The sequence below is a fragment of the Trinickia mobilis genome, assembly GCF_017315705.1.
Taxonomy (GTDB): Bacteria; Pseudomonadota; Gammaproteobacteria; order Burkholderiales; family Burkholderiaceae; genus Trinickia_A; species Trinickia_A mobilis.
Genome location: NZ_JAFLRF010000009.1, coordinates 215915 through 239189 on the forward strand (window position 1 = coordinate 215915; position 23275 = coordinate 239189).

A 23275-nucleotide genomic window follows, 5' to 3' on the forward strand; every position below is an offset into this window, starting at 1 on the left:
TTAGCGATAAAAGGGTTCGCTCACGAAAAATCCTGTTTTCGATTCGCGTTGCGACCTACATACAACACTTTGATCTTCACGTCGTCTTCAACACTTCGCGTGATGTGTTCGAAGCGTGTGTCTTAGAGGTGCTTCGCATTGCCGAGTGGGTATCGAAGCGAGGTGTTCTCGATACCTCGTGCGTGCGCTTCGACGACCCTTGATGACCATCCGGCAACGTCGCCTGCTGTGTTGCCTGGTCCTTATCGTTAGGGTTTCAACGGCTCGGCGAAGTTCAAAGAATCCGCGCTGCGCTGCACCTTCTTCTTGACCGGCGACAGACTTCTTCGTTGCTTCGTTACATCGTGTGACGGCTGTCCGGGAAGAGCGGCGCGCACTTCGACTTCATGTTGCGCGCCGCTCGTCTCATCGCGTGTGTGCGCTACGGCACTTACGCGGTTACTGGCAGGCTTCGCACTCGTCGAAACCCGGGTCGCCCGGACGCATCATGCAAACGGGACCGTCCGCTTCCGGTTGAGCAGCAACCGCCGCGCCTGCCGCCGCTGCCGCATTCAAGCCGCCCGACGACGACACGCCGCTCATCGCGCCACCGATCGCGCCGCCCGCGCCGAAGCCGCCGGCAGCACCGCCCGCACCGCCTTCCGAGGACGGCACCGCGTTCAGCGCGCCGTGCGCGACCGTCGACTTCTCGACGTGCGTCGCCGCCATCGTGCGCAGGTAGTACGTCGTCTTCAGGCCGCGCAGCCATGCGAGCTTGTAGACCTCGTCGAGCTTCTTGCCCGATGCGCCCCCCATGTAGATGTTGAGCGACTGCGCCTGGTCGATCCACTTCTGACGACGCGCCGCCGCCTCGACGAGCCACGTCGCGTCGACTTCGAACGCGGTCGCGTAGATCGCGCGCAGGTCCGCCGGAATGCGGTCGATGCGCGAGAGCGTGCCGTCGAAATACTTGAGGTCGGCAACCATCACCTCGTCCCACAGGCCGCGCGCCTTTAGGTCGCGCACCAGGTAGTCGTTCACCACCGTGAATTCGCCCGACAGATTCGACTTCACATAGAGGTTCTGGAAGGTCGGCTCGATGCACGCGGACACGCCGATGATGTTCGAGATCGTCGCCGTCGGCGCGATCGCGACGCAGTTCGAGTTGCGCATCCCGTAGGTGGAGATGCGCGAGCGCAGCGCCGGCCAGTCCATCGACTCGCTCGCGTCGATCTCGACGTAGCCGCCGCGCGCGTCGGCGAGCAGCTTCAGCGTGTCTTGCGGGAGAATGTCGCGATCCCACAGCGAGCCGCGGTAGCTCGAATAGCGCCCGCGCTCTTCGGCCAGCTCGGTCGAGGCGTAGTACGCGTAGTAGCAGACCGCTTCCATCGACCGGTCGGCGAACTCGACGGCCGCCTCCGATGCGTACGGCGTGCGCAGCAGGTGCAGGCAGTCCTGGAAGCCCATGATGCCGAGACCGACAGGACGGTGCTTCAGGTTCGAGTTACGCGCCTTCGCGACGGCGTAGTAGTTGATGTCGATGACGTTGTCGAGCATGCGCATCGCGACGCTGACCGTGCGCTTGAGTTTGTCGTGGTCGAGCGCGTAGCTGCCGTCGGCCTGCTTGGCCAGGTGCGCGACGAGGTTCACCGAACCCAGGTTGCAGACGGCGATTTCGGTGTCGCTCGTATTCAGCGTGATCTCGGTGCACAGGTTCGACGAGTGGACGACGCCGACGTGCTGTTGCGGCGAACGCACATTGCACGGGTCCTTGAACGTGATCCAGGGGTGGCCGGTCTCGAACAGCATGCCGAGCATCTTGCGCCATAGCTGCGCCGCCGGGATCTTCTTGAACAGCTTGATCTCGCCGCGCGCGACCTTGTCTTCGTAAGCCGTGTAAGCGGCCTCGAACTCGGCGCCGAACTTGTCGTGCAGATCCGGGCAGATCGACGGCGAGAACAGCGTCCAGTCGCCGCCTTCCATCACGCGCTTCATGAAGAGGTCGGGAACCCAGTTCGCCGTATTCATGTCGTGCGTGCGGCGACGGTCGTCGCCGGTGTTCTTGCGCAGCTCGAGGAATTCCTCGATGTCGAGGTGCCACGACTCCAGGTACGCGCAGACCGCGCCCTTGCGCTTGCCGCCCTGGTTCACGGCGACCGCCGTGTCGTTGACCACCTTCAGGAACGGCACGACGCCCTGCGACTTGCCGTTGGTGCCCTTGATGTGCGAGCCGAGCGCGCGCACGCGCGTCCAGTCGTTGCCGAGGCCGCCGGCGAACTTCGAGAGCAGCGCGTTCTCCTTCAGCGCTTCGTAGATGCCGTCGAGGTCGTCCGCGACCGTCGTCAGGTAGCACGACGACAGCTGCGAGCGGCGCGTGCCGGAGTTGAAGAGCGTCGGCGTCGAGCTCATGAAGTCGAAGGTCGACAGCACGTTGTAGAACTCGATCGCGCGCGCTTCGCGGTCGATTTCGTTCAGCGCGAGACCCATCGCGACACGCATAAAGAATGCCTGCGGCATCTCGATACGGGTGCCGTCGACGTGCAGGAAGTAGCGGTCATAAAGCGTCTGCAGGCCGAGGTAGCCGAACTGCAGGTCGCGCTCGGCGTTGAGCGCGGCGCCCAGGCGCTTGAGGTCGAACTGCAGCAGCTTCTCGTCGAGCAGCTCGGCTTCGATGCCGCGCTTCACGAACTGCGGGAAGTACTCGACGTAGCGCTCGCTCATTTCGCCTTGCGTGACTTCCTCTTCGAGGATCTCGCGGCGGATCGTGTGCAGCAGGATGCGTGCGGTGACCTGGCTGTACGCCGGGTCCTTCTCGATCATGGTGCGTGCGGCGAGGATGGCCGAGTCGTAGACCTGGCTCATCGGCACGCCGTCGTAGAGGTTCTTCACCGTCTCGGCGACGATCGGGTCGGCGGAAACCGCATCGCCCAGGTTCGCGCAGGCCGACTCGATCAGCCCCGTGAGCGCCTTCATATCGAGCGGACGGGTGAGGCCGTTATCGACGACGTTCAGGCCAGAGCTCGGTGCGCCTTGTTCGTCGTGCGCGTGACGCTCCTGATTGCGCTTCTCGCGATACAGCACGTAAGCGCGTGCGACGTTGTGCTCGCCGCCGCGCATCAGCGCCAGTTCGACCTGGTCCTGGATGTCTTCGATATGGAACGTGCCGCCGTTCGGACGGCTGCGCAAGAGCGCGCGCACGACGCTCTGCGTGAGCTGCTCGACGAGCTCGCGCACGCGTGCGGACGCTGCGCCCTGTCCGCCGTTGACGGCCAGAAACGCCTTTGTCACCGCGATCGCGATCTTCGACGGCTCGAACGACACCACGCTGCCATTGCGGCGGATCACCTTGTAATCCGCGAAGGTCGCCTGTGGCGCGAGCGCTTGGGCGCTCTGTGCCTGCCCGCCGAGGGTGCGGCCGGTAGGCGCGCCTTCGTGCTGGCTCGTCACGTTGTCGGTCGTTTGCATGTGCAAAGCTCCTGGTCTTGTTGGATGGTGCGGAGAGAGACCCGCGGGTTAAAACACTCGCTGCGCAACCCCGTGCGCGAACGATGAGGTGGAAGAAAAGCGGCGGCACAGAACGGCCGCACGGGACAACGTTGATTCGACGATGAACGTTTTCATCTTGGCTATCACCATTCCCCGACTGCGTTTTTCTTCTTTGACAGCACTGCGCGAGATTGGATGTCCCGTCGCAGCGCCTCTTTGATTGCAACGCTGGCAATGCTTGCGGCACCGAACTGTCGAGGCTGGGTGCCGCCGGGCCAGAGACACAAGATATTGTGCAGGTGCGTCTGACTGGCACCAAGTATAGTGGACTTACATCTGATCTCAAAAGGCTTTATTTGGTGTCGGACGCTTGACTTTTCACACGCCTAGACGAGACAAGGCATCGCCCGGAAAGCAAGGCGCTGCAACGTTCTTCGCCTTGCCTACGCAATGAGCAACGAACGTGCGCGGACCCGCGAAACGGCTGCGTCAACCGTGCCGATAGGGAAAGTACCGAGCGGGCAATGCGGTGTCTTGCGCGAAGCGCTGCCAATCGAAGTGCGGACCGGGGTCGGTCTTGCGACCTGGCGCAATGTCGGAGTGGCCCGCGAGCGCATCGACCGGATAGCGGTCGACAAGCACCTTCACGAGCGCAGCCAGCGTCTCGTATTGCGGCGCTTCGAACGCCGTATCGTCGCTGCCCTCCAGCTCGACGCCGATCGAGAAGTCGTTGCAGCGTTCGCGTCCGAAGAAGCTGGAGAGGCCCGCGTGCCACGCACGGTCGTTGCACGAGACGTACTGCTCTAGCGCGCCGTCGCGCCGGATCACGAAATGCGACGACACGCGCAAGCCGCGCAGATGCGTGTCGTAGTACGCGTGCGCGTCGCAGTCGAGACGGTTCAGGAAGAGATCCGCGACCGCGCTGCCGCCGAACTCGCCGGGCGGCAGGCTGATGTTGTGGATGACGATCAGCGTCGGCACGGCGCCATCGGGCCGCGCCTCGAAGTTCGGCGACGGCAGTGCGCGCGCCGCGCTCACCCAGCCGCCGGCGCCGACGCTCAACCCTGCGCTCATCGGGCGGTGCGCCCCGTCGGCCGCGCCGCGTAGCGCTCGGCGTGCTCGGTGCAGCAAAAGCGCTGCCCCGCGACGACGACCGACTCGCTTTGCGGCGTGTGCACGCCGCAAGTGGCACAGCGAACCATCGGCTCGGCGAGTTGCCGCGATTGCGCTTGCGCGCCGCCGGCAGCGCCAGCGTTGCCGCTGTTCGGGCCGGGCCGGCCGGCCGCGTCGAACGGGCCATTGCGCGGCGCGTCGGCGGCATCGCCCGCGCGCCGCAGTGCCTTCACGAGCCATTGGCCGGCGAAGAACAGCAGAATTAGAAGAAGAAGTTGTCGCATGAAACGGTCAAACCACAGGACGGTGCAGCAGCACCTCGAAGACGAAGCGGCTGCCGACATAAGCCAGGAGCAGCGCCACGAACGACGCCAGCACCCAGCGCGATGCCGCGCGGCCGCGCCAGCCGGACACCTTGCGCGCCGTGAGCAGCGCGCCGAACATCAGCCAGGACAGGATCGCGAAGACAGTCTTGTGATCGAGCTTGATCGCGCGATCCACCAGTTGCTCACTAAATAGGATGCCGGACACGAGCGTGAGCGTGAGCAGCACGAAGCCGGCCGAGATCAGGCGGAACAGCAGCTTTTCGAGCGTGAGAAGCGGCGGCAGCGTATCGAGCCAGCTCGAGAGCCAGTCGCCGTTGGCGCCGCTGCTTCGGTGCACCGCGCCGCGCATCGCATGCAGGCGCCGCTCGGCAAACAGCATCAGCACCGCGTGCAGCGCGGCGATCGCAAAGAGACCGTACGCGATGTTCGCGATCAGGAAATGCAGCTTGAACATCGGCGCGGCCGCATACGACAGCACACGCACACCGCCGAACGCGAGCGGCATCAGCGACGCGACGCAGGCGAGCGGCAGCACGAGGAGCCGCAGGCCGTCGAGCGGGAAGAAGAAGCTCTCGATCCAGTAGATGCCGGCGCCGAGCCAGAACATCGCGGAGAGTGCGAACGCAAAGCCGAACACCATCGCGCTCTGCGGAAAGATCGTCGTGTGCAGCAGCAGACCGTGCGCGAGCAGCGCGACAAAGAGCAGCGCCCGCCCCTGCACGCTCATGCCCGACGCGGCAGACACCGACGCGCGCACCTCCGGGCCCGCCGGCACCCGCGGCACGCTCGAGAGCATCGTTTGCGCCCCGCCGCGCCGATGGGCGCGCCAGCCTGCGACGGCAAGGCCGCCGTAAAGAAGCGCGGTGAGGGCATACAGTACAATATCCATGTCCGAAGTTTACACTAGGGCCCTCTCCCGCGACGTCTCCCGTTTCGTCCGCCGCGCGCCAGGTGCCCGCACTGTCCATCGCTCCCCATGCTCGACAATCTCACCCAACGGATGGCGCGCGTCGTCAAGACGCTGCGCGGCGAAGCCCGGCTCACCGAGGCGAACACGCAGGAGATGCTGCGCGAAGTGCGCCTCGCGCTCCTCGAAGCCGACGTGGCGCTGCCCGTCGTGCGCGAATTCATCGCGAAGGTGAAGGAAAAGGCGCTCGGCGAGGAAGTGCTCTCGAGTCTGTCGCCGGGTCAGGCGCTCGTCGGTGTCGTGCAGCGCGAGCTGACCGCCGTGATCGGCGGCGACTACGAAGGCAAGGCCGTCGAGCTCGATCTCGCCGTCACACCGCCGGCGATCATCCTGATGGCCGGTCTGCAAGGCGCCGGTAAAACGACGACGGTCGGCAAGCTCGCCAAGCTCTTGCGCGAGAAGCACAAGAAGAAGGTGCTCACCGTTTCCTGCGACGTCTACCGCCCTGCCGCAATCGCGCAGTTGAAGACGGTGACCGAACAGGTCGGCGCCGACTTCTTCCCGTCCGAGCCTGACCAGAAGCCCGTCGACATCGCGCGCGCCGCGGTCGACTGGGCGAAGCGCCACTACCACGACGTGCTGCTCGTCGATACGGCGGGCCGTCTCGGCATCGACGAACTGATGATGCAGGAGATCAGCGCGCTGCACGCCGAGCTGAAGCCCGCGGAAACGCTCTTCGTCGTCGACGCGATGCTCGGCCAGGACGCCGTCAACACCGCGAAGGCGTTCAACGACGCGCTACCGCTCACCGGCGTCGTGCTGACCAAGCTCGACGGCGACTCGCGCGGCGGCGCGGCGCTGTCAGTGCGTCACGTGACGGGCAAGCCGATCAAGTTCGCCGGTGTCGCGGAAAAGCTCGACGGCCTCGAAGTGTTCTACCCGGACCGGATGGCGAACCGGATCCTCGGCATGGGCGACATCCTCGCGCTCGTCGAGGAAGCGCAGCGCGGCGTCGACGTTCAAGCCGCCCAGAAGCTCGCCGACAAGGTCAAGAAAGGCGGCGACTTCGATCTCAACGATTTCCGCGCGCAGTTATCGCAGATGAAGAATATGGGTGGCCTGTCGTCGCTGATGGACAAGCTGCCCGCGCAGTTCCAGCAAGCCGCGGCCGGCGCCGACATGGGTCAGGCCGAAAAGCAGATGCGCCGCATGGAAGGCATCATCAATTCGATGACGCCGCAGGAGCGCGCGAAACCCGAGCTCATCAAGGCGACGCGCAAGCGCCGCATCGCGGCGGGCGCAGGCGTCCAGGTGCAGGAAGTGAACCGGATGCTGAACCAGTACGAGCAGATGCGCACGATGATGAAGAAGCTGAAGGGCGGCAACCTGCAGAAGATGATGCGCGGCATGAAGGGCATGCTGCCGGGCATGCGCTGATCGGTCCGTTCGAGGCGGCGGAAGGCGGTCGAAACAGCGCCGTCTCCTGGCCGTCGCCCAGGATGGTGACGCACGGGATTATGCTGTAGCGTGCGCCGCCGTTCTCTCCCACACTAATGTATACAGACACTGTCCGTCAGACGTCATGAATCGCGAAGAAGCTCTCCACATTTTCCGCCACTCCGAAGAGATCGTATCGGCCGCCGAGGTCGATGCGTCGATCGAGAAGATGGCGCAGGCCATCCGCACCGAAATGAGCGAGGACTTCCCGCTCGTACTGTCGGTGATGGGCGGCGCGGCGGTGTTCACCGGCATGCTGCTGCCGCACCTCGACTTCCCGCTCGAGTTCGACTACATCCACCTGACCCGCTACCGCAACACCACGAAGGGCGGCAGCGACATGCAGTGGCGCGTCGCGCCGGCGGAGTCGGTGAAGGATCGCGTCGTACTCGTGCTCGACGATATCCTCGACGAAGGCGAGACGATGGCCGCGATCCGCGACCGCATTCTGGCGATGGGCGCGAAGCGCTTCCTGTCGGCCGTGCTGTGCGAGAAGCTGATTCAGAAGGACAAGCCGCTGCGCCCCAACTTCTGCGGCTTCGAAGTGCCCGACCGCTACGTGTTCGGCTGCGGGATGGACGCGAAGGGCTACTGGCGCAACCTGCCGACGATCCGCGCGCTGACCGACGGCGCGTGACGCGCTCCCGCCGAGCGCTCTCGCAGTGATTCAGCTCAATAAAAAAGCGGCCCGCCGGCCGCTTTTTTTCGTCTCCGCCCTGCGCCAAATCACGGCGCGTCCGGCTAGAGCTGATGCACGAAGACTCGAATCCCGCCCAAGATCATCTCGACCGAGATCGCGACCAGCACCAGCCCCATCAACCGCTCGAACGCCATCACGGTACGCTCGCCGAGCCACTGCTGAATCCGCTCCGCGAGCACCAGCGCCGCCGCGCACACGATCATCGTCACCGTCAGCGCGCTGATCCACTCAGGCACCTGCCCCGGAGATTGCGAAGTCAGCAGCATGACCGTTGCGAGCGCCGACGGGCCAGCCAGTGCGGGGATCGCGAGCGGCACGATAAACGGCTCGCCGCCCGCGCGCGGATCGTTGCCGAGCGCCCCATCCGGATGCGGGAAGACCATCCGCAGCGCGATCAGGAAAAGCACGATCCCGCCGCCGATGCGCAACGACAGATCGGTCAGATGCATCATCCGCAAGAAGCGGTCGCCGATCACCATGAAGATCAGGAGGATCACAAATGCGATCGCCACTTCCCGCAGAATCACCTTGACCCGCCGATCCTGCGGCACGTTCTTCAGCGCGGAGATGAAGAGCGGAATGTTGCCGAGCGGATCGGTGATCAGAAGCAGCAGAACCGTCGCCGACAAAAAGTTGTATTCCAACGCGGCACTCGGTTAGCGGGCGACCACGGCGCGCACTTTCTCCGTCACCGCCACGGCGGCTTCGTCTACCGGCAGCAGCGTCGGCTCCACGTCGCGGCGGCCCTGGTATTCGATCTTGCCGTCCTTGAGGCCGCGATCGCCGATCACGAGCCGGTGCGGCACGCCAATCAGCTCCCAGTCTGCGAACATCACGCCGGGCCGCTCGCTGCGGTCGTCGAGAATCACATCGATGCCGGCCTCGACCAGTTGCGCGTAAAGCTTGTCGGCCTGTTCACGGACGGCCTCGCTGCGGTCGTAACCCATCGGGCAAAGCACGACCTCGAACGGCGCGATCGCTTCCGGCCAAATGATTCCGCGCTCGTCGAAATTCTGCTCGATCGCCGCACCGAGAATGCGCGTGATGCCGATGCCGTAGCAGCCCATGATCATCGGCTGTGGCTTGCCGGTTTCGTCGAGGAACGTCGCGTTCATCGCTACCGAATACTTCGTGCCGAGCTGGAACACGTGCCCGACTTCAATGCCGCGGCAAATCTCGAGCGTGCCCTTGCCGTCCGGCGACGGATCGCCGCGGCGCACGTTGCGGATGTCAGCGACGACCGGCTCCGGCAGGTCGCGCACCCAGTTCACACCGGTCGTGTGGAAGTCGACCTCGTTCGAGCCGACGACGAAATCGCTCATCTTCGCAACCGTGCTGTCGGCGATCACTTTGACCGGCTTCTTCGTATTGAGCGGGCCGAGGTAGCCCGGCGGCGTGCCGAACCACTCCACGATTTCCTGCTCCGTCGCGAAGCGGTAGTCGGAAAGGCCCGGCAGCTTGCTCGCCTTGATCTCGTTGAGATCGTGGTCGCCGCGCAGCATCAAGAGCCAGATGGTCGGCTCGGCGCCTTCATTTTCCGTCGCGAGCACGATCGACTTGATCGTCCGCTCGAGCGGGAGGTTCAGGTACTCGGCGACGGCCTCGCACTTCGCCTTGCCGGGCGTCGACGTCTTCCTCAGTGCTTCCTGCGGTGCGGCGCGCTCGGCGATCAACGGCAGGGCATCGGCCGCTTCGACGTTCGCCGCGAAATCCGACGTCGGGCAATAGGCGATCGAATCCTCGCCGGTCTCTGCGATCACGTGGAACTCGTGCGAACCGCTGCCGCCGATCGAGCCGTTATCGGCCGCCACCGCGCGGAACTCGAGGCCGATGCGCGTGAAGATGCGCACGTATGCCTCGTACATCTTGCGATACGACTCCTGCAGCCCGGCTTGGTCCTTGTCGAACGAGTAGGCGTCCTTCATTGTGAATTCGCGGCCGCGCATCACGCCGAAGCGCGGACGGATCTCGTCGCGGAACTTCGTCTGGATCTGGTAGAAGTTGACCGGCATCTGCCGGTAGCTCTTGATCTGGTTGCGCGCGATGTCGGTCACGACTTCTTCGTGCGTCGGCCCGATCACGAAGTCGCTCTGCTTGCGGTCCTTCAAGCGCAGCAGCTCGGGACCGTACTTCTCCCAGCGCCCCGACTCCTGCCACAGCTCGGCCGGCTGCACGGCCGGCATCAGAAGTTCGAGCGCGCCCGCCCGGTTCATTTCCTCGCGCACGATCGCTTCCACCTTGCGAATCGAACGCAGGCCGATCGGCAGATAGTTGTAGATGCCGCCGGCGACGCGGCGGATCATCCCCGCGCGCACCATCAGTTGGTGGCTGACGATCTCTGCGTCGGCCGGAGCTTCCTTCAAGGTGCCGATAAAGAAACGGGAGGCTTTCATTCAAAATTTTCCAAAAACGGCGGCCCTGGGCGAGCCGCCCGAAAGAAGTAGAACGTATGAGTATAGGTGATAGGGTCGCAGCGGCTTTACGGGGCCACATGAGGCAAGGTGCAGCAGCGGCACCGTGTATGCCGGATTGCCAGACAAATCTTGAGTCTGCTCTCGGCACGCACCTTGCTGCAAATCGGCCCGTCCTGGTGCATGGCGGTGCGTAAGACCCGTTATCTGTTTATAATCAAAGCAATTTTAAAGGATTCGAAGGTGGTTGTATGCTGGATCGTGAAGGCTTTCGCCCGAACGTCGGCATCATCCTCTTGAACGCGCACAACGAGGTGTTTTGGGGTAAGCGGCTGCGTGAACATTCCTGGCAATTTCCGCAAGGGGGCATCAAGTACGGTGAGACCCCCATGCAAGCGATGTATCGGGAGTTACACGAGGAAACCGGCTTGCTTCCGGAGCACGTCAAGATCATCGGTCGCACGCGCGACTGGCTGCGTTATGAGGTGCCGGACAAGTTCATCAAGCGTGAAGTACGCGGTCATTACCGCGGGCAGAAGCAGATCTGGTTTCTGCTGCGGATGATCGGACGCGATTGCGATATTTGCTTGCGCGCAACCGATCACCCGGAGTTCGACGCTTGGCGCTGGAACGAGTACTGGGTACCGCTCGACGCGGTGATCGAGTTCAAGAGAGATGTGTATCAGTTGGCGTTGACGGAGTTGTCGCGGTTCCTGCGCCGGCCGGCACCGCGAGCGGAGAGGCCGCGCGGGCACCATGGCCAACGGTATCCGCGCATTGCGGCCTCGGTGACGGCGTCGGCGATGGGAACCGTCGCGCAGGTGACGATCGAAGCGACGATCGAGACCATGGGTTCTGCCGGCACGGTCAACTCGATAGGCTCGGAGGACGGCGCAGATTGCCTGTCACCCGAAGCTTCCGACGAGCAAACGCGCATTCTGCGCGGGTAATCGACACGCGGCGGCTTTACCGCCTATGCCGCAACCGCGGGCGCTGAGCCGTTCACACGGCATCGCGCCCGTTTTTTCGAGGATGTCATATTGAAAGCGATTGCTCTCGCCGCGGCCTGCGCTGCCGCCGGCGCCCTACTGGCGGGCTGCTCGAATACGCCCAGCAACAAGGACGACAGCGCCTTCACCTATCTGCTCGACCGCAAGGGGAACTGGGTCGAAAACAAGGTCGACACCTTGCCGCCGCTGCCGCAAGCGGGCGACCTGCTGTCGTTCGACGTGTCGCAAAACACGCCGCTGAAATTCTCCATCGATTCGAAGTCGCTGACGGTGGGTTCGGACGGGGTCGTGCGCTATACGGTCGTGGTGACGAGTCCGGCAGGCGCGCGCAACGTCAACTACGAAGGAATTCGTTGCGATACGTACGAGTGGCGCCTCTACGCAGGACTGAACGCGGACCACGACGACTGGGACCGCTCAGTGGCGAACTCGTGGCAACGCATCGAGAACGGCAACCTGAATGCGTACCAGGCGTCGCTCTATCAGGACTACTTCTGCGAGAACAAGTTGCCGACCGGTTCGGCGAAGACGATCGTCAACAACATCCGCATGAGGCGCATCGCCTCGGACGGCGTCCGCTGACGCGCGAGCGCCCCAGCGCGACCACAAAAGAGCCCGCTGTCGATCAGCGGCTTTTTTCGCGCGTCCGACTTAGGCGCTCGACTCAAACGAGCACGAGATTGTCTCGGTGAATCAACTCGGGCTCGAGCATATAGCCGAGGATCGACTCGATCTCGGTGCTCGGCTTGCGAAGGATCAGCTTCGCTTCGGCGCTGCTGTAGTTCGTGAGCCCGCGCGCGACTTCGCGGCCTGCGGCGTTCAAGCAGGCGATCACTTCGCCGCGCGCAAACGCGCCCTGCACGTCGACAACGCCGATCGGCAGCAAGCTCTTGCCGCCCACGGTGAGCTTCTCGACCGCGCCGTCGTCGATCACGACGTGCCCGCGCACTTGCAGATGGTCGGCCATCCATTGCTTGCGGGCGGCCATGCGCGCCGTTCGCGCGATCAATTGCGTGCCGATCGCCTCGCCAGCGGCCAGCCGGGCCAGCACCTCGGTTTCGCGCCCGCTCGCGATCACGGTGTCGGCGCCGCTGTGCGCTGCGCGCTTCGCGGCGAGGATCTTCGTCAGCATCCCGCCCCGGCCGATGCTCGACCCCGCGCCGCCAGCCATCGCCTCCAGTTCCGGTGAGCCCGCGTCGGCCTGCTCGACCAGCGTTGCGTTCGGGTCCTTGCGCGGATCGGCCGTGTAAAGGCCTCGCTGATCGGTGAGAATGACCAGTGCGTCGCCTTCGATCAGGTTCGCCACGAGCGCGCCGAGCGTGTCGTTATCGCCGAACTTGATTTCGTCGGTGACGACGGTGTCGTTCTCGTTGATGATCGGTACGACGCCGAGGCGCAGCAGCGTCAACAGCGTCGAGCGCGCGTTCAGATAGCGTTCGCGGTCGGCCAGATCCGCGTGGGTCAGCAGAATTTGCGCCGTGCGGATCGAATGCTCGGCGAAGCGGCTCTCGTACACCTGCGCGAGCCCCATCTGGCCGACAGCGGCGGCGGCCTGCAACTCGTCGATTTCACGCGGGCGCTTGGTCCAGCCGAGGCGCTGCATCCCTTCGGCAATCGCGCCCGAACTGACGAGCACCACTTCCTTGCCTTGCGCGCGCAATTGCGCGATTTGCGCAGCCCAGCGGCCGATGGCCGCGTGATCGAGACCGCGCCCGTCGTTCGTCACGAGACTGGACCCTACTTTCACTACCAAACGTTTCGAATCGGCGATGACAGAACGCATCGTGCGCGGTCTCCAGTAATGCATCGATGGCGCGATAGCCCGCCGTTCGACGCGGCATGCGAATGAAGGATGAGTCGAGCTTAATCCTGGGGGGCGGCGTCGCTCGCGGCGCCCGGCTGCGCCTCATCGCGAAAGCGAACATCGGCGGCAATGTCTTCCTCGTGTGCCGCGCGATGCGCGTCCGAGTGCTCGGCGAGGTAGTCGTACACCGCGTAGCACAGGTTCTCGCAGCCTTGGCCGGTCAGCGCCGAGATCTCGAACACTGGGCCGTCCCACTCGAAACGCTTGAGGAAATCGGCAACGCGCGCTTCGCGCTCGTCTTCGGGCACCATGTCGAGCTTGTTCAATACGAGCCAGCGCGGTTTTTCGAACAGTGCGTCATCGTACTTGCGCAGTTCCGCGATGATCGCCTTCGCTTCCGCCACCGGATCGACATTCTCATCGAACGGTGCGAGGTCGACCAGATGCAGCAGCACGCCGGTGCGCTGCAGATGACGCAAGAACTGGTGGCCAAGGCCCGCCCCTTCCGCGGCGCCCTCGATCAGCCCGGGAATGTCCGCGACGACGAAGCTCTTGCTCGGCCCGACGCGCACGACGCCGAGATTCGGCGCGAGCGTCGTGAAGGGGTAGTCGGCGATCTTCGGCTTCGCGTTCGACACCGACGAAATGAACGTCGACTTGCCCGCGTTCGGCATGCCGAGGAGACCCACGTCGGCCAGCACCTTCAATTCGAGGCGCAGCATCCGCCGCTCGCCCGGCTTGCCTTCGGTCTTCTGACGCGGCGCCCGGTTCGTGCTCGACTTGAAATGCAAGTTGCCGAGGCCGCCTGCGCCGCCCTTGGCGACTTGCACCTGTTGATCGTGCTCGGTCAGATCGGCGATGAGTTCGCCTGTGTCCATATCGGTGATGACCGTACCAACGGGCATGCGCAACGTGATATCGTCGCCGCCCTTGCCGTAACAATCCGAGCCGCGCCCATTTTCACCGTTGCGCGCCTGGTGTTTCTTAGCGTACCGGTAATCGATCAGCGTGTTGATGTTGCGGTCTGCGACCGCATAGACGCTGCCGCCGCGGCCGCCGTCGCCGCCGTCCGGACCGCCGAACGGGACGAATTTCTCGCGGCGCATCGACGCGCTGCCATCGCCTCCGTCGCCGGCGATGACTTCAATCCTCGCTTCGTCAATGAACTTCATGCGTTGCTCCGTCCCGTGCTTATTGCTGTGTATTCGCTATTTTGCCGCGCCCTGCGAGCGTTGACCAATCGGCCGAACCGCCAATACGCGCAGTTACGCCAATAAAAAAGGCCCCGCAAACATCGCGGGGCCTTTGTTCCGGTCGGTTCCGCCGTGTCTGAGTAAGCTCAGACCGCAGCCGGAATCACGTTGACCAGATGCTTCTTGCCGGCGCCTTTCGTCGTGAACTTGACGTGGCCGTCCGTCAGCGCGAACAAGGTGTGATCCTTGCCGATGCCGACGTTATCGCCCGGGTGCATACGCGTACCGCGTTGACGCACGATGATGCCGCCCGCGTTGATCGCTTGGCCGCCATAGACCTTGACGCCGAGGCGCTTCGACTCGGAATCGCGGCCGTTGCGGGAAGACCCGCCTGCTTTTTTGTGTGCCATCTGATTGCTCCTTGACCGGTGCGCTTACGCGTTGATCGCGTCGATGCGCAGTTCGGTGTAGTTCTGGCGGTGGCCGCCGTGCTTTTGGTAGTGCTTCCGGCGACGCATCTTGAAGATGGTCACTTTGGCATGACGACCGTGGGAGACGACGGTAGCCTTGACGGAAGCCCCACTCACCAGCGGCGTACCGAACTTAATCGATTCGCCTTCGCCTACTGCGAGAACCTGGTCGAGCGTGATTTCAGCGTCAATGTCTGCCGGTATCTGTTCTACTTTAAGTTTTTCGCCAACGGCAACCTTGTACTGCTTGCCGCCGGTTTTTATGACCGCGTACATTGAGAACCTCACTCTGTGTTCATTTTTCCGATTTCCCACGTGCATAGCGCGCGCGGAAACCTGTGATTATACATAGAGTTAGCTTCGCGGTCAAAACTCGCCGTTGATCGACGCTGCGGCGCGGCGCGACGGCGCGACGCAGCGGCAGGCGCGCCAAGCCGGCCGATCGGCCGAGGATGCGCTCTCGCCCCACCGGCCGACTCACGGCGCGCGGGCGATTCGCCTTATAATCCGCGGCACTACCCATATTTTTCATCATGTCGTCGACCGCCACCTCTCCCCCCAGCGCCGCCACCCTGCTTGCTCCGATCGCCCAGGACATGGAGCAGGTGAACCGGGTGATCCGGCACCGTTTGGCCTCCGAGGTGATGCTGATCAACCAGATCTCGGAATACATCATCGGCGCCGGCGGCAAGCGGCTGCGCCCTGCGCTGCTACTTTTGGTCGCCCGCGCGCTCGGCGACGCGACCGGCCACCGGCATGAACTCGCTGCCGTCGTCGAATTCATCCACACCGCGACGCTTCTGCATGACGATGTCGTCGATGAATCGGACTTGCGGCGCGGCCGCAAGACGGCCAACGCGCTGTTCGGCAACGCAGCAAGCGTGCTGGTCGGCGATTTCCTGTATTCGCGCTCGTTCCAGATGATGGTGGGCGTCGGCAAGATGCGCGTGATGGAAATCCTCTCGGAAGCGACCAACATCATTTCCGAAGGCGAAGTGCTGCAGTTGCTCAACATGCACGATGCCGACGTCGACGAATCGCGCTATATGCAGGTCATCCGCTACAAGACCGCCAAGCTCTTCGAGGCCGCAGCCCAGCTTGGCGCCGTGCTCTCGGGCGCCGACGCCACGATCGAAGCGGCAGCCGCGGAATTCGGCCGCCGGATCGGCACGGCGTTCCAGATCATGGACGACTGGCTCGACTACACCGGCACGCCGGAGTCGATGGGCAAGAATGCCGGCGACGATCTGCGCGAAGGCAAGCCCACGCTGCCGCTCATTTACTTGATCGAACGCGGCACGCCCGAGCAGTCGGCGCTGGCGCGCGAAGCGATCGAGCAAGGCGGCACAGCCCGTTTCGAGACGATTTTTGAAGCGATCACGCGCTCCGGCGCGCTCGATCACACGCTTCAAAGCGCCCGCCAGGAAGCACAGGCAGCCGCGGCGGCAATTTCGTCGTTTCCGGATTCCATATACAAAGAAAGCCTGCTAGAATTATGCTCTTACTCGACGACGAGGCAGTCTTAAATGAGACTGAATGGTCGCCGGAGTCCAAATCGGGGTGTAGCTTAGCCTGGTAGAGCGCTACGTTCGGGACGTAGAGGCCGGAGGTTCGAATCCTCTCACCCCGACCAGATTTTGAAAAACCGCGCACGCGTTGCGCGGTTTTTTTTCGCCCAGCGGGCTCGCGCTCCCTTAGCCGCAACGGCGTCGCAGCGCATCGCCCGCGCTGGCCGTTCGGCCGATTTGGCTCGCCACCCTGCTCTGCTATATTCTCGCCATCCCCTCTTTCCTCGACACCGCGTGGAACAATTCCCGATATGGGCGCAGGTTTGCGCCGTCTTCCTGCTGCTTTTCTGCTCAAGTTTCTTTTCGATCTCCGAGACGGCGATGATGGCGCTCAACCGCCACCGCCTGAAGTACCTGACGACCAAAGGTGCGCTTGGTGCGAAAACCACGCAAAACCTGCTGTCGCGCACCGACCAGTTGCTCGGCGTGATCCTGATCGGCAACAACCTGTTCAATACGATCATCCCGGTCCTGACGACGTCGATCGCGTTGCACACGTTCGGCCATGACAACCTCGTGCTGTCGATCGCGACCGGCATCGTCGCGTTCCTGATCATCGTGTTTGCGGAAATTACGCCGAAGATCGTCGGCGCAACCTACCCGGAAAAGATCGCGCTGCCGGCAAGCCTGATCATCGCGCCGTTGATGCGCCTCCTGCGGCCGTTCGTGTGGTTCGTCAACCTGTTCGCGAACGCGATTTTGCGCGTGCTGCACATCAATACGAAGGGCGGACGCGACCAGCGCCTATCGACCGAGGAGTTGCGCACGATCGTCCTCGAGTCCGGCAGCTTCATGCCGACCAAGCACCGCAGCATCCTCTTGAACCTGTTCGACCTCGAGAACATTTCCGTCGACGACGTGATGATTCCGCGCCGCCGGATCGAAGCAATCGATTTCGACGCGCCGTTCGACGACATCCTCCATCAGCTCGAAACTTGCTATCACAACACGCTGATCGTCTATCAGGGCGACATCGACCGGGTGCTCGGCGTGTTGCACGTGCGCAAGACGCTGGCCTCGCTGCACAACCAGGAACTCGAACGGGAAACGCTGCGCGAGCTGCTTGCCGAGCCATATTTCGTGCCGTCGGGCACGCCCGTGTTCCAGCAGCTTCAGTACTTTCAGGAAAGCCGGCACCGCACGGCGCTCGTCGTCAACGAATATGGCGAACTGCAAGGGCTGGTCACGCCCGAGGACATCATCGAGGAGCTGATCGGCGAGTTCACGACGTCGATTCCGCGCAGCGCCAGTTCGAGAAGCGGCTGGAACGAGGACGGCGAATGCATCGTCGCGGGCAGCATGCCGTTGCGCGAACTGAACCGCTGGCTGCATCTGAGCCTGCCGACCGACGGACCGAAAACGCTGAATGGCTTGATTCTCGAAGCGCTCGAGGAGATTCCGGAGGGCGACGTCTGCTTGCAGGTCAGCGGCGTGCGGCTGGAAGTGCTGCGCAGCGACGATCAAGCAGTTCGTACCGTCAAAATCTTCAAGCCGACCGCGCCCAATTCCGCGAAGCCCGCCAAATCGACGCTCCATTAGCCGTTCGGCCGACTGCCGGGCCCAAACCGCTCGCGCGATGATGGATTCATCGTGTTCTACAGGCGGCGCATTGCCGGCTTCTCATGTCATCCAGCCTCGGTGCTGCGCGCTCTCGTGCGGCAGAATTCAGCGCCGTCAGCGAATCGGCGTCGCAAACGTCCAGCGCAGCTGCCGCTCCTGCGACGGAGAGACCTTCTGATTTCGTCTCTGCCCTGAGGGCCCCGCCGGTCGCATCCGCGTCTGCAGAGTCGGGAGAGTCGTCGTCTCGACTGAGCGACGCCGACAGCGCACCCGCCGTTCGGCTCCTGGCAGACATCCTGCAGGACGCGTCGCGGCGCAACGCTTCGGACCTCCACATCGAGTCCGCCGAAAGCGGCTGGCGCATCCGCTTGCGAATCGACGGCGTGCTGCATGAAATCGCGCGGCCGCCGCCCCATTTGCGCGACGCGTTTGTCACGCGCATCAAAGTGCTCGCCAGGCTCGACATCGCCGAGCGTAGAGTGCCGCAGGACGGACGCTTGCGGCTCGCGGTCACGCCCGGCAAGGTCGAGGACTATCGCGTCAACTCGCTGCCGACGCTGTTTGGCGAAAAGCTCGTGCTGCGCCGTCTCGATGGACTCCCTCCAGACCTCTCGCTCGAATCGCTGGGCCTCAATGCGCGACAAGCTGCACTCGTCGACGCCGCAATCCGCGCGCCGCACGGCCTCATGCTCGTAACCGGGCCGACCGGCAGCGGCAAAACCTTGTCGCTGTACTGCTTCCTGCAAATGCTCAACGCCGAATCGCGCAACATATGCTCGGTCGAGGATCCCGCCGAAATCCAGCTCGCCGGCATCAACCAGGTCAGCGTGCGCGAAAAGGCCGGGCTCACGTTTGCCGTCGCACTGCGGGCGTTCTTGCGGCAGGATCCGGACGTCATCATGGTCGGGGAGATCCGCGACGAGGAAACCGCCGACGTCGCACTAAAGGCCGCGCAGACGGGCCACCTCGTGCTCTCGACGCTCCACACGAACGACGCGCCGGCCGCGATCACGCGGCTGATCGATATCGGCATCGCGCCTTACAACCTAGCGGCGGCATTGCGGATCGTGACCGCGCAGCGGCTTGTGCGGCGCTTGTGCGCGCGCTGCCGGATACCGGCGCCGGAGTCGCCGGCAGCGCTGCGTGCAGCGGGCTTCGCCGGCGACGATCTGAGCGGCTGGACGCCGTTCGCCGCGAAAAGCTGCGTTGCGTGTCACGGCATCGGGTATCGCGGCCGAATCGGTGTGCATCAGGTGATGCCAGTAACCGATGCAATGCGCGATTTGATCGTCGCTCGGGCGAGCGCGCACGAGATTGCACGGCAGGCGCGGCAGGATGGTGTTCTGACGCTGCGCGAGGCGGCGCTCGCACGTGTCCGCGACGGCACGACGAGCCTCGCCGAAGCGTTTAGCGCGACGGAGGCGTCATGAACCGCCCCCACGCTCACATTCGTTCGCAAATCCCCAAGGGGGCGGACGCCTCCCTTGGGGCGGCCCGGCGCCCCGAAGGAAGTCCCCTTGGGGGACGGGAGGCACCATGACCGCACCCGCTCCGAACGCAGCATCCGAACTGCGCTTTTCCTGGCGCGGCGTCCAAGCCGACGGTATCCGCAAACGCGGCACGATCGTCGCGCCCGATGCCGCGGGCGCTCGCGCGACGCTCAAGCGCGACCACATCGTAGTGCTCGAAATCGAAGCACGCGGCCAGGCCGCCCCGCCGAAAGCAAAAGCCAGCGAAGTCACGTCGTTCACCCGGCAACTGGCGAGCCTGCTTCGGGCGGGTCTGCCCCTCGCCCCCGCGCTCGACTTGATCGCACAGACACCCAGCCGCAGCGGCATGCCACGCATCGTCGGCGGCCTCGTCCGGCAAATCGTCTCCGGCTCGAGCTTTTCCGTGGCGCTCGCCCACTACGCCAAGCAGTTCGACGCGCTGTACTGCCAGCTCGTCGCGGTGGGCGAAACCTCGGGCGCGCTCGCGCCGGTGCTCGCACGCATCGCTGACGACCGCGAGCGCGCCGCCGTCCAGCGCGCGAAAGTGCGCGCCGCGCTGACCTATCCAGTCGCCGTGCTGCTGCTCGCCTTCGCCATCACCGCCGCGCTCCTGGTCTGGGTCGTGCCGACGTTCAAGCAGATCTTCGACGGCTTCGGCGCCCAGTTACCCGCGCCGACGCAACTGGTGCTAGCGCTCTCCGATGCAGCGGCACAGTGGTTCGGGCCGGTGCTCGCCGTCGTCGCTGCGATCGCATTCGCGGTCGCCAACGGTCTGCGTCGTTCAGCATCCGGCCGCGCCGCCTTCGATCGCATGACGCTTCGGCTCCCGATTGTCGGTCCGTTACTCGCCACGTTGGCTGCCGCCCGCTGGAGCCGGGCGCTCGGCACGCTGCTCGCAGCCGGCACACCGCTTGCCGATGCATTCGATTCGCTCACGCACGCCACCGGCAATACGGTATTCGACCTGGCAACCGTCGATATCGCAGCGCGGCTGCGCCGCGGCGAGCGGCTCGCGGCGGCCATGCGCGCGTCGCACTGCTTTCCGCTCCAGGTCGTGCAGCCAATCGCCGTCGCGGAGGAATCAGGGGCGCTCGACGCGATGCTCCTCGACGTCGCCACGCTCGCCGATCGTCAGGTAGACGAAAAAATCGGGTTGCTGGCAAGCCTTTGCGAACCGCTGATCGTCATCGTGCTCGGCGCGCTGGTCGGGGGGCTGGTGGTCGCGCTCTACCTCCCCATCATCCAACTCGGCAACGTGGTGTAGCATCCAGCCCAACCCAATCGTAAGTTTCGACCGGTATCCAGCCTGTGTACGATCTCTCCCTCAGCGATCCGCTCGCCCGCCATGTGGACGGCTTGAGCGCCGCCTTCGGCGCATTGCCGGCTGGCGTGCAATTCGCCTTCGCCATCGCCCTCGGCCTCGTGATCGGCAGCTTTCTGAACGTCGTCGCGCACCGTCTGCCGATCATGCTCGAACGCGCGTGGCGCGCAGAAGTCAGCGACACGACAGGCGTCCCGTGCGCCGATGACGGCCTGCCCGCCCGCTACAACCTGTGCGTGCCGCGCAGTGCATGCCCGCATTGCGGCCACGTGTTGCGTGCGTGGGAAAACATCCCCGTCGTCAGCTATCTGCTGCTGCGCGGGCGCTGCTCGCACTGCAAGACTTCGGTCAGCATCCGGTATCCGCTGATCGAACTCGCGAGCGCGGCGTTCGCGGCGCTCGCGTTGTGGTCGTTTGGACCGTCGTTCGCGGCGCTCGCCGCGTTCGGCCTCTGCGCCACACTGCTCGCGATGAGCGCCATCGACATCGACACGCGCCTGCTGCCCGATTCGCTGACGCTGCCGCTCTTGTGGGCCGGACTCATCGTGAACTTCGCCGATACCTTTGCGAGCCTGCGAACCGCAGTCATCGGCGCAATCGCGGGCTACCTCTTTCTGTGGTGCGTCTATTGGCTGTTCAAACTCGTGCGCGGCGTCGAGGGCATGGGTTACGGCGACTTCAAGCTGCTGGCGGCGATCGGCGCCTGGCTGGGCTGGGCTGCGCTGCCGCAAGTCGTATTGATCGCAGCGGTGACAGGCGCCGTCGTCGGGATCGCGGCGACCTTGAGCGGCCGCATGCGCTTCGAGGAGCCGCTGCCGTTCGGTCCGTTCCTTGCTGCCGGCGGCGCCGCGACGCTCTTTCTCGGCACCCCGCTCTATCACGCGTTTGGAGGCTGAACCATGTTTGCTGTGGGGCTGACCGGCGGCATCGGCAGCGGCAAGACGACGGTCGCCGACCTGTTCGCGGCGCGCGGCGTACCGATCGTCGACACCGATTTCATCGCGCATCGCATCACCGGGCCGAACGGCGCCGCGATGCCGCCGATTGCAAAGGAATTCGGCGCTGAGTTCGTCACGGCCGACGGCGCCCTCGACCGCGCCAAAATGCGCGCACTGGTATTCAGCGACGACACCGCGAAAGCGCGGCTCGAAGCGATCACCCATCCGTTGATTCGCGCCGAAACCGAACGCGAGCGCAACGCGGCAAAGGGCCCGTATCTCATCGTCGTCGTGCCGCTGCTCGTCGAATCGGGCACGTGGAAGTCGCGGGTCGACCGCGTGCTGACTGTCGACTGCAGCGTCGATACGCAAATCGAGCGCGTGATGCGCCGCAATGCATTCCCCCGCGAACAGGTGCTCGCAATCATCGACAAGCAAGCCACGCGAGACGCGCGCCTCGCCGCAGCCGACGACCTGATAGTCAACGAATGCGCCGCGCTCGACGAACTCGCGGCGCAAGTCGAACGCTTGCATCGCCGATATCTCGCGCTTGCGGGCACGCCCTCTGCCTAGCATCGTCTAAAGACAACGCCCCCGTGCGCCGATAAATGTTCTGAACAGTCACGCCAGATTCGACATCTGCCGGCAAGATGGCAAAAAAGTGCGTGATTGCGGGGGTAGTCCTGCGGCATTAGAATGTCCTGCAATTCCTTCACCGACAACGCCAGGGGCGAGCGCGCTTGATCCTTTACGAGTATCCGTTCAACGAACGAATCCGCACCCTGCTGCGCCTCGAAGACTTGTTCGAGCGCTTTACGTTCTTCCTGACCCAAGACGACGCGAGGGAACATCACGTCGCGCTCACTACGCTGTTCGAAATCGCCGAAGTCACGGGCCGCGCAGACCTGAAATCGGATCTGATGAAGGAACTCGAACGCCAGCGCCAAACGCTTGCGCCGTTCCGAGGCAATCCCGGCATCGAACAAAACGCACTTGAAGCGGTGCTCGGAGAAATCGAGCAGACGCTTGCAAGCCTTGCACAAATGCAAGGCAAGACCGGTCAGCATTTAGCAGACAACGAATGGCTCGCGAGCATCCGTAGCCGCGCGATCATTCCCGGCGGCACCTGCAAATTCGACCTGCCGTCGTACTACGCCTGGCAGCAGACGCATCCCGATCAGCGCCGCGAAGATATCGCCAAGTGGATCATGCCGCTGCTGCCGCTGCGCGATGCCGCGACGATCGTGCTGCGCCTCGCACGCGAGTCGGGCCAAGCATCGAAAGTGATGGCGATGCAAGGCAGCTATCAGCAAATGTTGTCCGGCCGGACTTATCAATTGATGCAGGTACGTGTTTCGCCGGAAATGCGGATGATCCCCGAAGCAAGCGCCAACAAGTACATGCTTTGGGTGCGCTTTACGGTGCAGGACGGAAACTTGCGGCCGCGTGCGGTCGATGTCGACGTGCCGTTCCAACTCACGCTCTGCAGCCTGTAATCGCCA

At 64.0% G+C, this 23275-nt stretch carries 21 protein-coding genes and 1 tRNA gene; 12 read left to right on the forward strand and 10 right to left on the reverse strand.

Going from position 1 to position 23275, the window contains the following annotated elements:
* Positions 1 to 438: 438 nt before the first annotated feature.
* From J3489_RS15260 to J3489_RS15275, 4 genes are all read right to left on the reverse strand, one after another.
* Complete coding sequence (locus tag J3489_RS15260; RefSeq protein WP_206999341.1) at positions 439 to 3444, reverse strand: ribonucleoside-diphosphate reductase subunit alpha; 3006 nt, start codon at positions 3442 to 3444, stop codon at positions 439 to 441.
* Positions 3445 to 3954: 510 nt separating this feature from the next.
* A complete protein-coding gene (gene ampD / locus J3489_RS15265; protein ID WP_206999342.1) occupies positions 3955 to 4539 on the reverse strand; it encodes a 1,6-anhydro-N-acetylmuramyl-L-alanine amidase AmpD in 585 nt (194 codons plus the stop codon).
* Complete coding sequence (locus J3489_RS15270; protein WP_206999343.1) at positions 4536 to 4862, reverse strand: PP0621 family protein; 327 nt, start codon at positions 4860 to 4862, stop codon at positions 4536 to 4538. Before J3489_RS15270 ends, ampD begins: the two co-directional genes overlap by 4 nt.
* 7 nt (positions 4863 to 4869) lie before the next feature.
* Positions 4870 to 5793, reverse strand: a complete 924-nt coding sequence (locus J3489_RS15275) for a cytochrome C assembly family protein (RefSeq protein WP_206999344.1) — start codon at positions 5791 to 5793, stop codon at positions 4870 to 4872.
* An 87-nt stretch (positions 5794 to 5880) separates the two neighbouring features.
* Here J3489_RS15275 and ffh point away from each other — a divergent pair, with 87 nt between their 5' ends.
* Positions 5881 to 7248 (forward strand): signal recognition particle protein, encoded by a 1368-nt coding sequence (ffh, locus tag J3489_RS15280; RefSeq protein ID WP_206999345.1) that lies wholly within the window; start codon positions 5881 to 5883, stop codon positions 7246 to 7248.
* 145 nt (positions 7249 to 7393) lie between these two features.
* Positions 7394 to 7945 (forward strand): hypoxanthine-guanine phosphoribosyltransferase, encoded by a 552-nt coding sequence (locus tag J3489_RS15285; protein WP_206999347.1) that lies wholly within the window; start codon positions 7394 to 7396, stop codon positions 7943 to 7945.
* Between the two features lie 104 nt (positions 7946 to 8049).
* On the opposite strand, the gene J3489_RS15290 is transcribed toward J3489_RS15285, so the two are convergent.
* Together J3489_RS15290 and J3489_RS15295 are read right to left on the reverse strand one after the other, a co-directional pair.
* On the reverse strand, positions 8050 to 8652 hold the full coding sequence (locus tag J3489_RS15290) for a MarC family protein (RefSeq protein WP_206999349.1): 603 nt from the start codon (positions 8650 to 8652) through the stop codon (positions 8050 to 8052).
* Between the two features lie 12 nt (positions 8653 to 8664).
* Positions 8665 to 10401, reverse strand: a complete 1737-nt coding sequence (locus tag J3489_RS15295) for a proline--tRNA ligase (RefSeq protein ID WP_206999351.1) — start codon at positions 10399 to 10401, stop codon at positions 8665 to 8667.
* A gap of 269 nt (positions 10402 to 10670) precedes the next feature.
* Between J3489_RS15295 and J3489_RS15300 the strand changes: the two genes are divergently transcribed.
* Together J3489_RS15300 and J3489_RS15305 are read left to right on the forward strand one after the other, a co-directional pair.
* Positions 10671 to 11369 (forward strand): RNA pyrophosphohydrolase, encoded by a 699-nt coding sequence (locus J3489_RS15300; RefSeq protein ID WP_206999353.1) that lies wholly within the window; start codon positions 10671 to 10673, stop codon positions 11367 to 11369.
* 90 nt (positions 11370 to 11459) lie between these two features.
* Positions 11460 to 12011 (forward strand): CNP1-like family protein, encoded by a 552-nt coding sequence (locus J3489_RS15305; protein ID WP_206999355.1) that lies wholly within the window; start codon positions 11460 to 11462, stop codon positions 12009 to 12011.
* 82 nt (positions 12012 to 12093) lie between these two features.
* Here the strand turns inward: J3489_RS15305 and proB are convergent, their stop codons facing one another.
* The 4 genes from proB to rplU all read right to left on the reverse strand — a co-directional run bounded on the left by proB (position 12094) and on the right by rplU (position 15172).
* Positions 12094 to 13212 carry a glutamate 5-kinase gene (proB, locus tag J3489_RS15310; protein WP_206999357.1) on the reverse strand — a complete coding sequence of 373 codons (1119 nt, stop codon included), beginning with the start codon at positions 13210 to 13212 and terminating at the stop codon, positions 12094 to 12096.
* 80 nt (positions 13213 to 13292) lie between these two features.
* Positions 13293 to 14405 (reverse strand): Obg family GTPase CgtA, encoded by a 1113-nt coding sequence (gene cgtA, locus J3489_RS15315; RefSeq protein WP_206999359.1) that lies wholly within the window; start codon positions 14403 to 14405, stop codon positions 13293 to 13295.
* Positions 14406 to 14572: 167 nt separating this feature from the next.
* On the reverse strand, positions 14573 to 14836 hold the full coding sequence (rpmA, locus tag J3489_RS15320) for a 50S ribosomal protein L27 (protein ID WP_206999360.1): 264 nt from the start codon (positions 14834 to 14836) through the stop codon (positions 14573 to 14575).
* A gap of 24 nt (positions 14837 to 14860) precedes the next feature.
* Entirely contained in the window at positions 14861 to 15172 is a 312-nt protein-coding gene (gene rplU, locus J3489_RS15325) for a 50S ribosomal protein L21 (RefSeq protein ID WP_006025184.1), read from the reverse strand.
* 257 nt (positions 15173 to 15429) lie between these two features.
* Between rplU and J3489_RS15330 the strand changes: the two genes are divergently transcribed.
* The 8 genes from J3489_RS15330 (at position 15430) to zapD (ending at position 23269) form a co-directional block, all read left to right on the forward strand.
* Positions 15430 to 16422, forward strand: coding sequence for a polyprenyl synthetase family protein (locus J3489_RS15330; protein ID WP_206999363.1), 993 nt, complete (start codon positions 15430 to 15432; stop codon positions 16420 to 16422).
* Positions 16423 to 16452: 30 nt separating this feature from the next.
* Positions 16453 to 16529 (forward strand) — tRNA-Pro (locus J3489_RS15335).
* A gap of 169 nt (positions 16530 to 16698) precedes the next feature.
* Positions 16699 to 18003 (forward strand): HlyC/CorC family transporter, encoded by a 1305-nt coding sequence (locus J3489_RS15340; protein WP_206999364.1) that lies wholly within the window; start codon positions 16699 to 16701, stop codon positions 18001 to 18003.
* Positions 18004 to 18086: 83 nt separating this feature from the next.
* Entirely contained in the window at positions 18087 to 19454 is a 1368-nt protein-coding gene (locus J3489_RS15345; protein ID WP_206999366.1) for a GspE/PulE family protein, read from the forward strand.
* A 106-nt stretch (positions 19455 to 19560) separates the two neighbouring features.
* Complete coding sequence (locus J3489_RS15350; RefSeq protein WP_206999368.1) at positions 19561 to 20778, forward strand: type II secretion system F family protein; 1218 nt, start codon at positions 19561 to 19563, stop codon at positions 20776 to 20778.
* A 44-nt stretch (positions 20779 to 20822) separates the two neighbouring features.
* Complete coding sequence (locus J3489_RS15355) at positions 20823 to 21731, forward strand: prepilin peptidase (protein WP_206999370.1); 909 nt, start codon at positions 20823 to 20825, stop codon at positions 21729 to 21731.
* Positions 21732 to 21734: 3 nt separating this feature from the next.
* Positions 21735 to 22346, forward strand: coding sequence for a dephospho-CoA kinase (coaE, locus tag J3489_RS15360; protein ID WP_206999372.1), 612 nt, complete (start codon positions 21735 to 21737; stop codon positions 22344 to 22346).
* A 167-nt stretch (positions 22347 to 22513) separates the two neighbouring features.
* The gene (gene zapD / locus J3489_RS15365; RefSeq protein ID WP_206999374.1) at positions 22514 to 23269 is read left to right on the forward strand and encodes a cell division protein ZapD; all 756 of its coding nucleotides are present in this window, start codon (positions 22514 to 22516) and stop codon (positions 23267 to 23269) included.
* Positions 23270 to 23275: the final 6 nt, after the last annotated feature.

Bases quoted from the DNA above. Each gene is read 5' to 3' on its own strand.
- ampD (WP_206999342.1), bottom strand. From the start codon at position 4,539: ATGAGCGCAGGGTTGAGCGTCGGCGCCGGCGGCTGGGTGAGCGCGGCG.
- rpmA (WP_206999360.1), bottom strand. From the start codon at position 14,836: ATGGCACACAAAAAAGCAGGCGGGTCTTCCCGCAACGGCCGCGATTCC.
- rplU (WP_006025184.1), bottom strand. From the start codon at position 15,172: ATGTACGCGGTCATAAAAACCGGCGGCAAGCAGTACAAGGTTGCCGTT.
- J3489_RS15300 (WP_206999353.1), top strand. From the start codon at position 10,671: ATGCTGGATCGTGAAGGCTTTCGCCCGAACGTCGGCATCATCCTCTTG.
- J3489_RS15270 (WP_206999343.1), bottom strand. From the start codon at position 4,862: ATGCGACAACTTCTTCTTCTAATTCTGCTGTTCTTCGCCGGCCAATGG.
- J3489_RS15295 (WP_206999351.1), bottom strand. From the start codon at position 10,401: ATGAAAGCCTCCCGTTTCTTTATCGGCACCTTGAAGGAAGCTCCGGCC.
- J3489_RS15330 (WP_206999363.1), top strand. From the start codon at position 15,430: ATGTCGTCGACCGCCACCTCTCCCCCCAGCGCCGCCACCCTGCTTGCT.
- J3489_RS15285 (WP_206999347.1), top strand. From the start codon at position 7,394: ATGAATCGCGAAGAAGCTCTCCACATTTTCCGCCACTCCGAAGAGATC.
- proB (WP_206999357.1), bottom strand. From the start codon at position 13,212: ATGCGTTCTGTCATCGCCGATTCGAAACGTTTGGTAGTGAAAGTAGGG.
- J3489_RS15345 (WP_206999366.1), top strand. From the start codon at position 18,087: ATGTCATCCAGCCTCGGTGCTGCGCGCTCTCGTGCGGCAGAATTCAGC.
- J3489_RS15260 (WP_206999341.1), bottom strand. From the start codon at position 3,444: ATGCAAACGACCGACAACGTGACGAGCCAGCACGAAGGCGCGCCTACC.
- ffh (WP_206999345.1), top strand. From the start codon at position 5,881: ATGCTCGACAATCTCACCCAACGGATGGCGCGCGTCGTCAAGACGCTG.
- coaE (WP_206999372.1), top strand. From the start codon at position 21,735: ATGTTTGCTGTGGGGCTGACCGGCGGCATCGGCAGCGGCAAGACGACG.
- J3489_RS15350 (WP_206999368.1), top strand. From the start codon at position 19,561: ATGACCGCACCCGCTCCGAACGCAGCATCCGAACTGCGCTTTTCCTGG.
- J3489_RS15275 (WP_206999344.1), bottom strand. From the start codon at position 5,793: ATGGATATTGTACTGTATGCCCTCACCGCGCTTCTTTACGGCGGCCTT.
- cgtA (WP_206999359.1), bottom strand. From the start codon at position 14,405: ATGAAGTTCATTGACGAAGCGAGGATTGAAGTCATCGCCGGCGACGGA.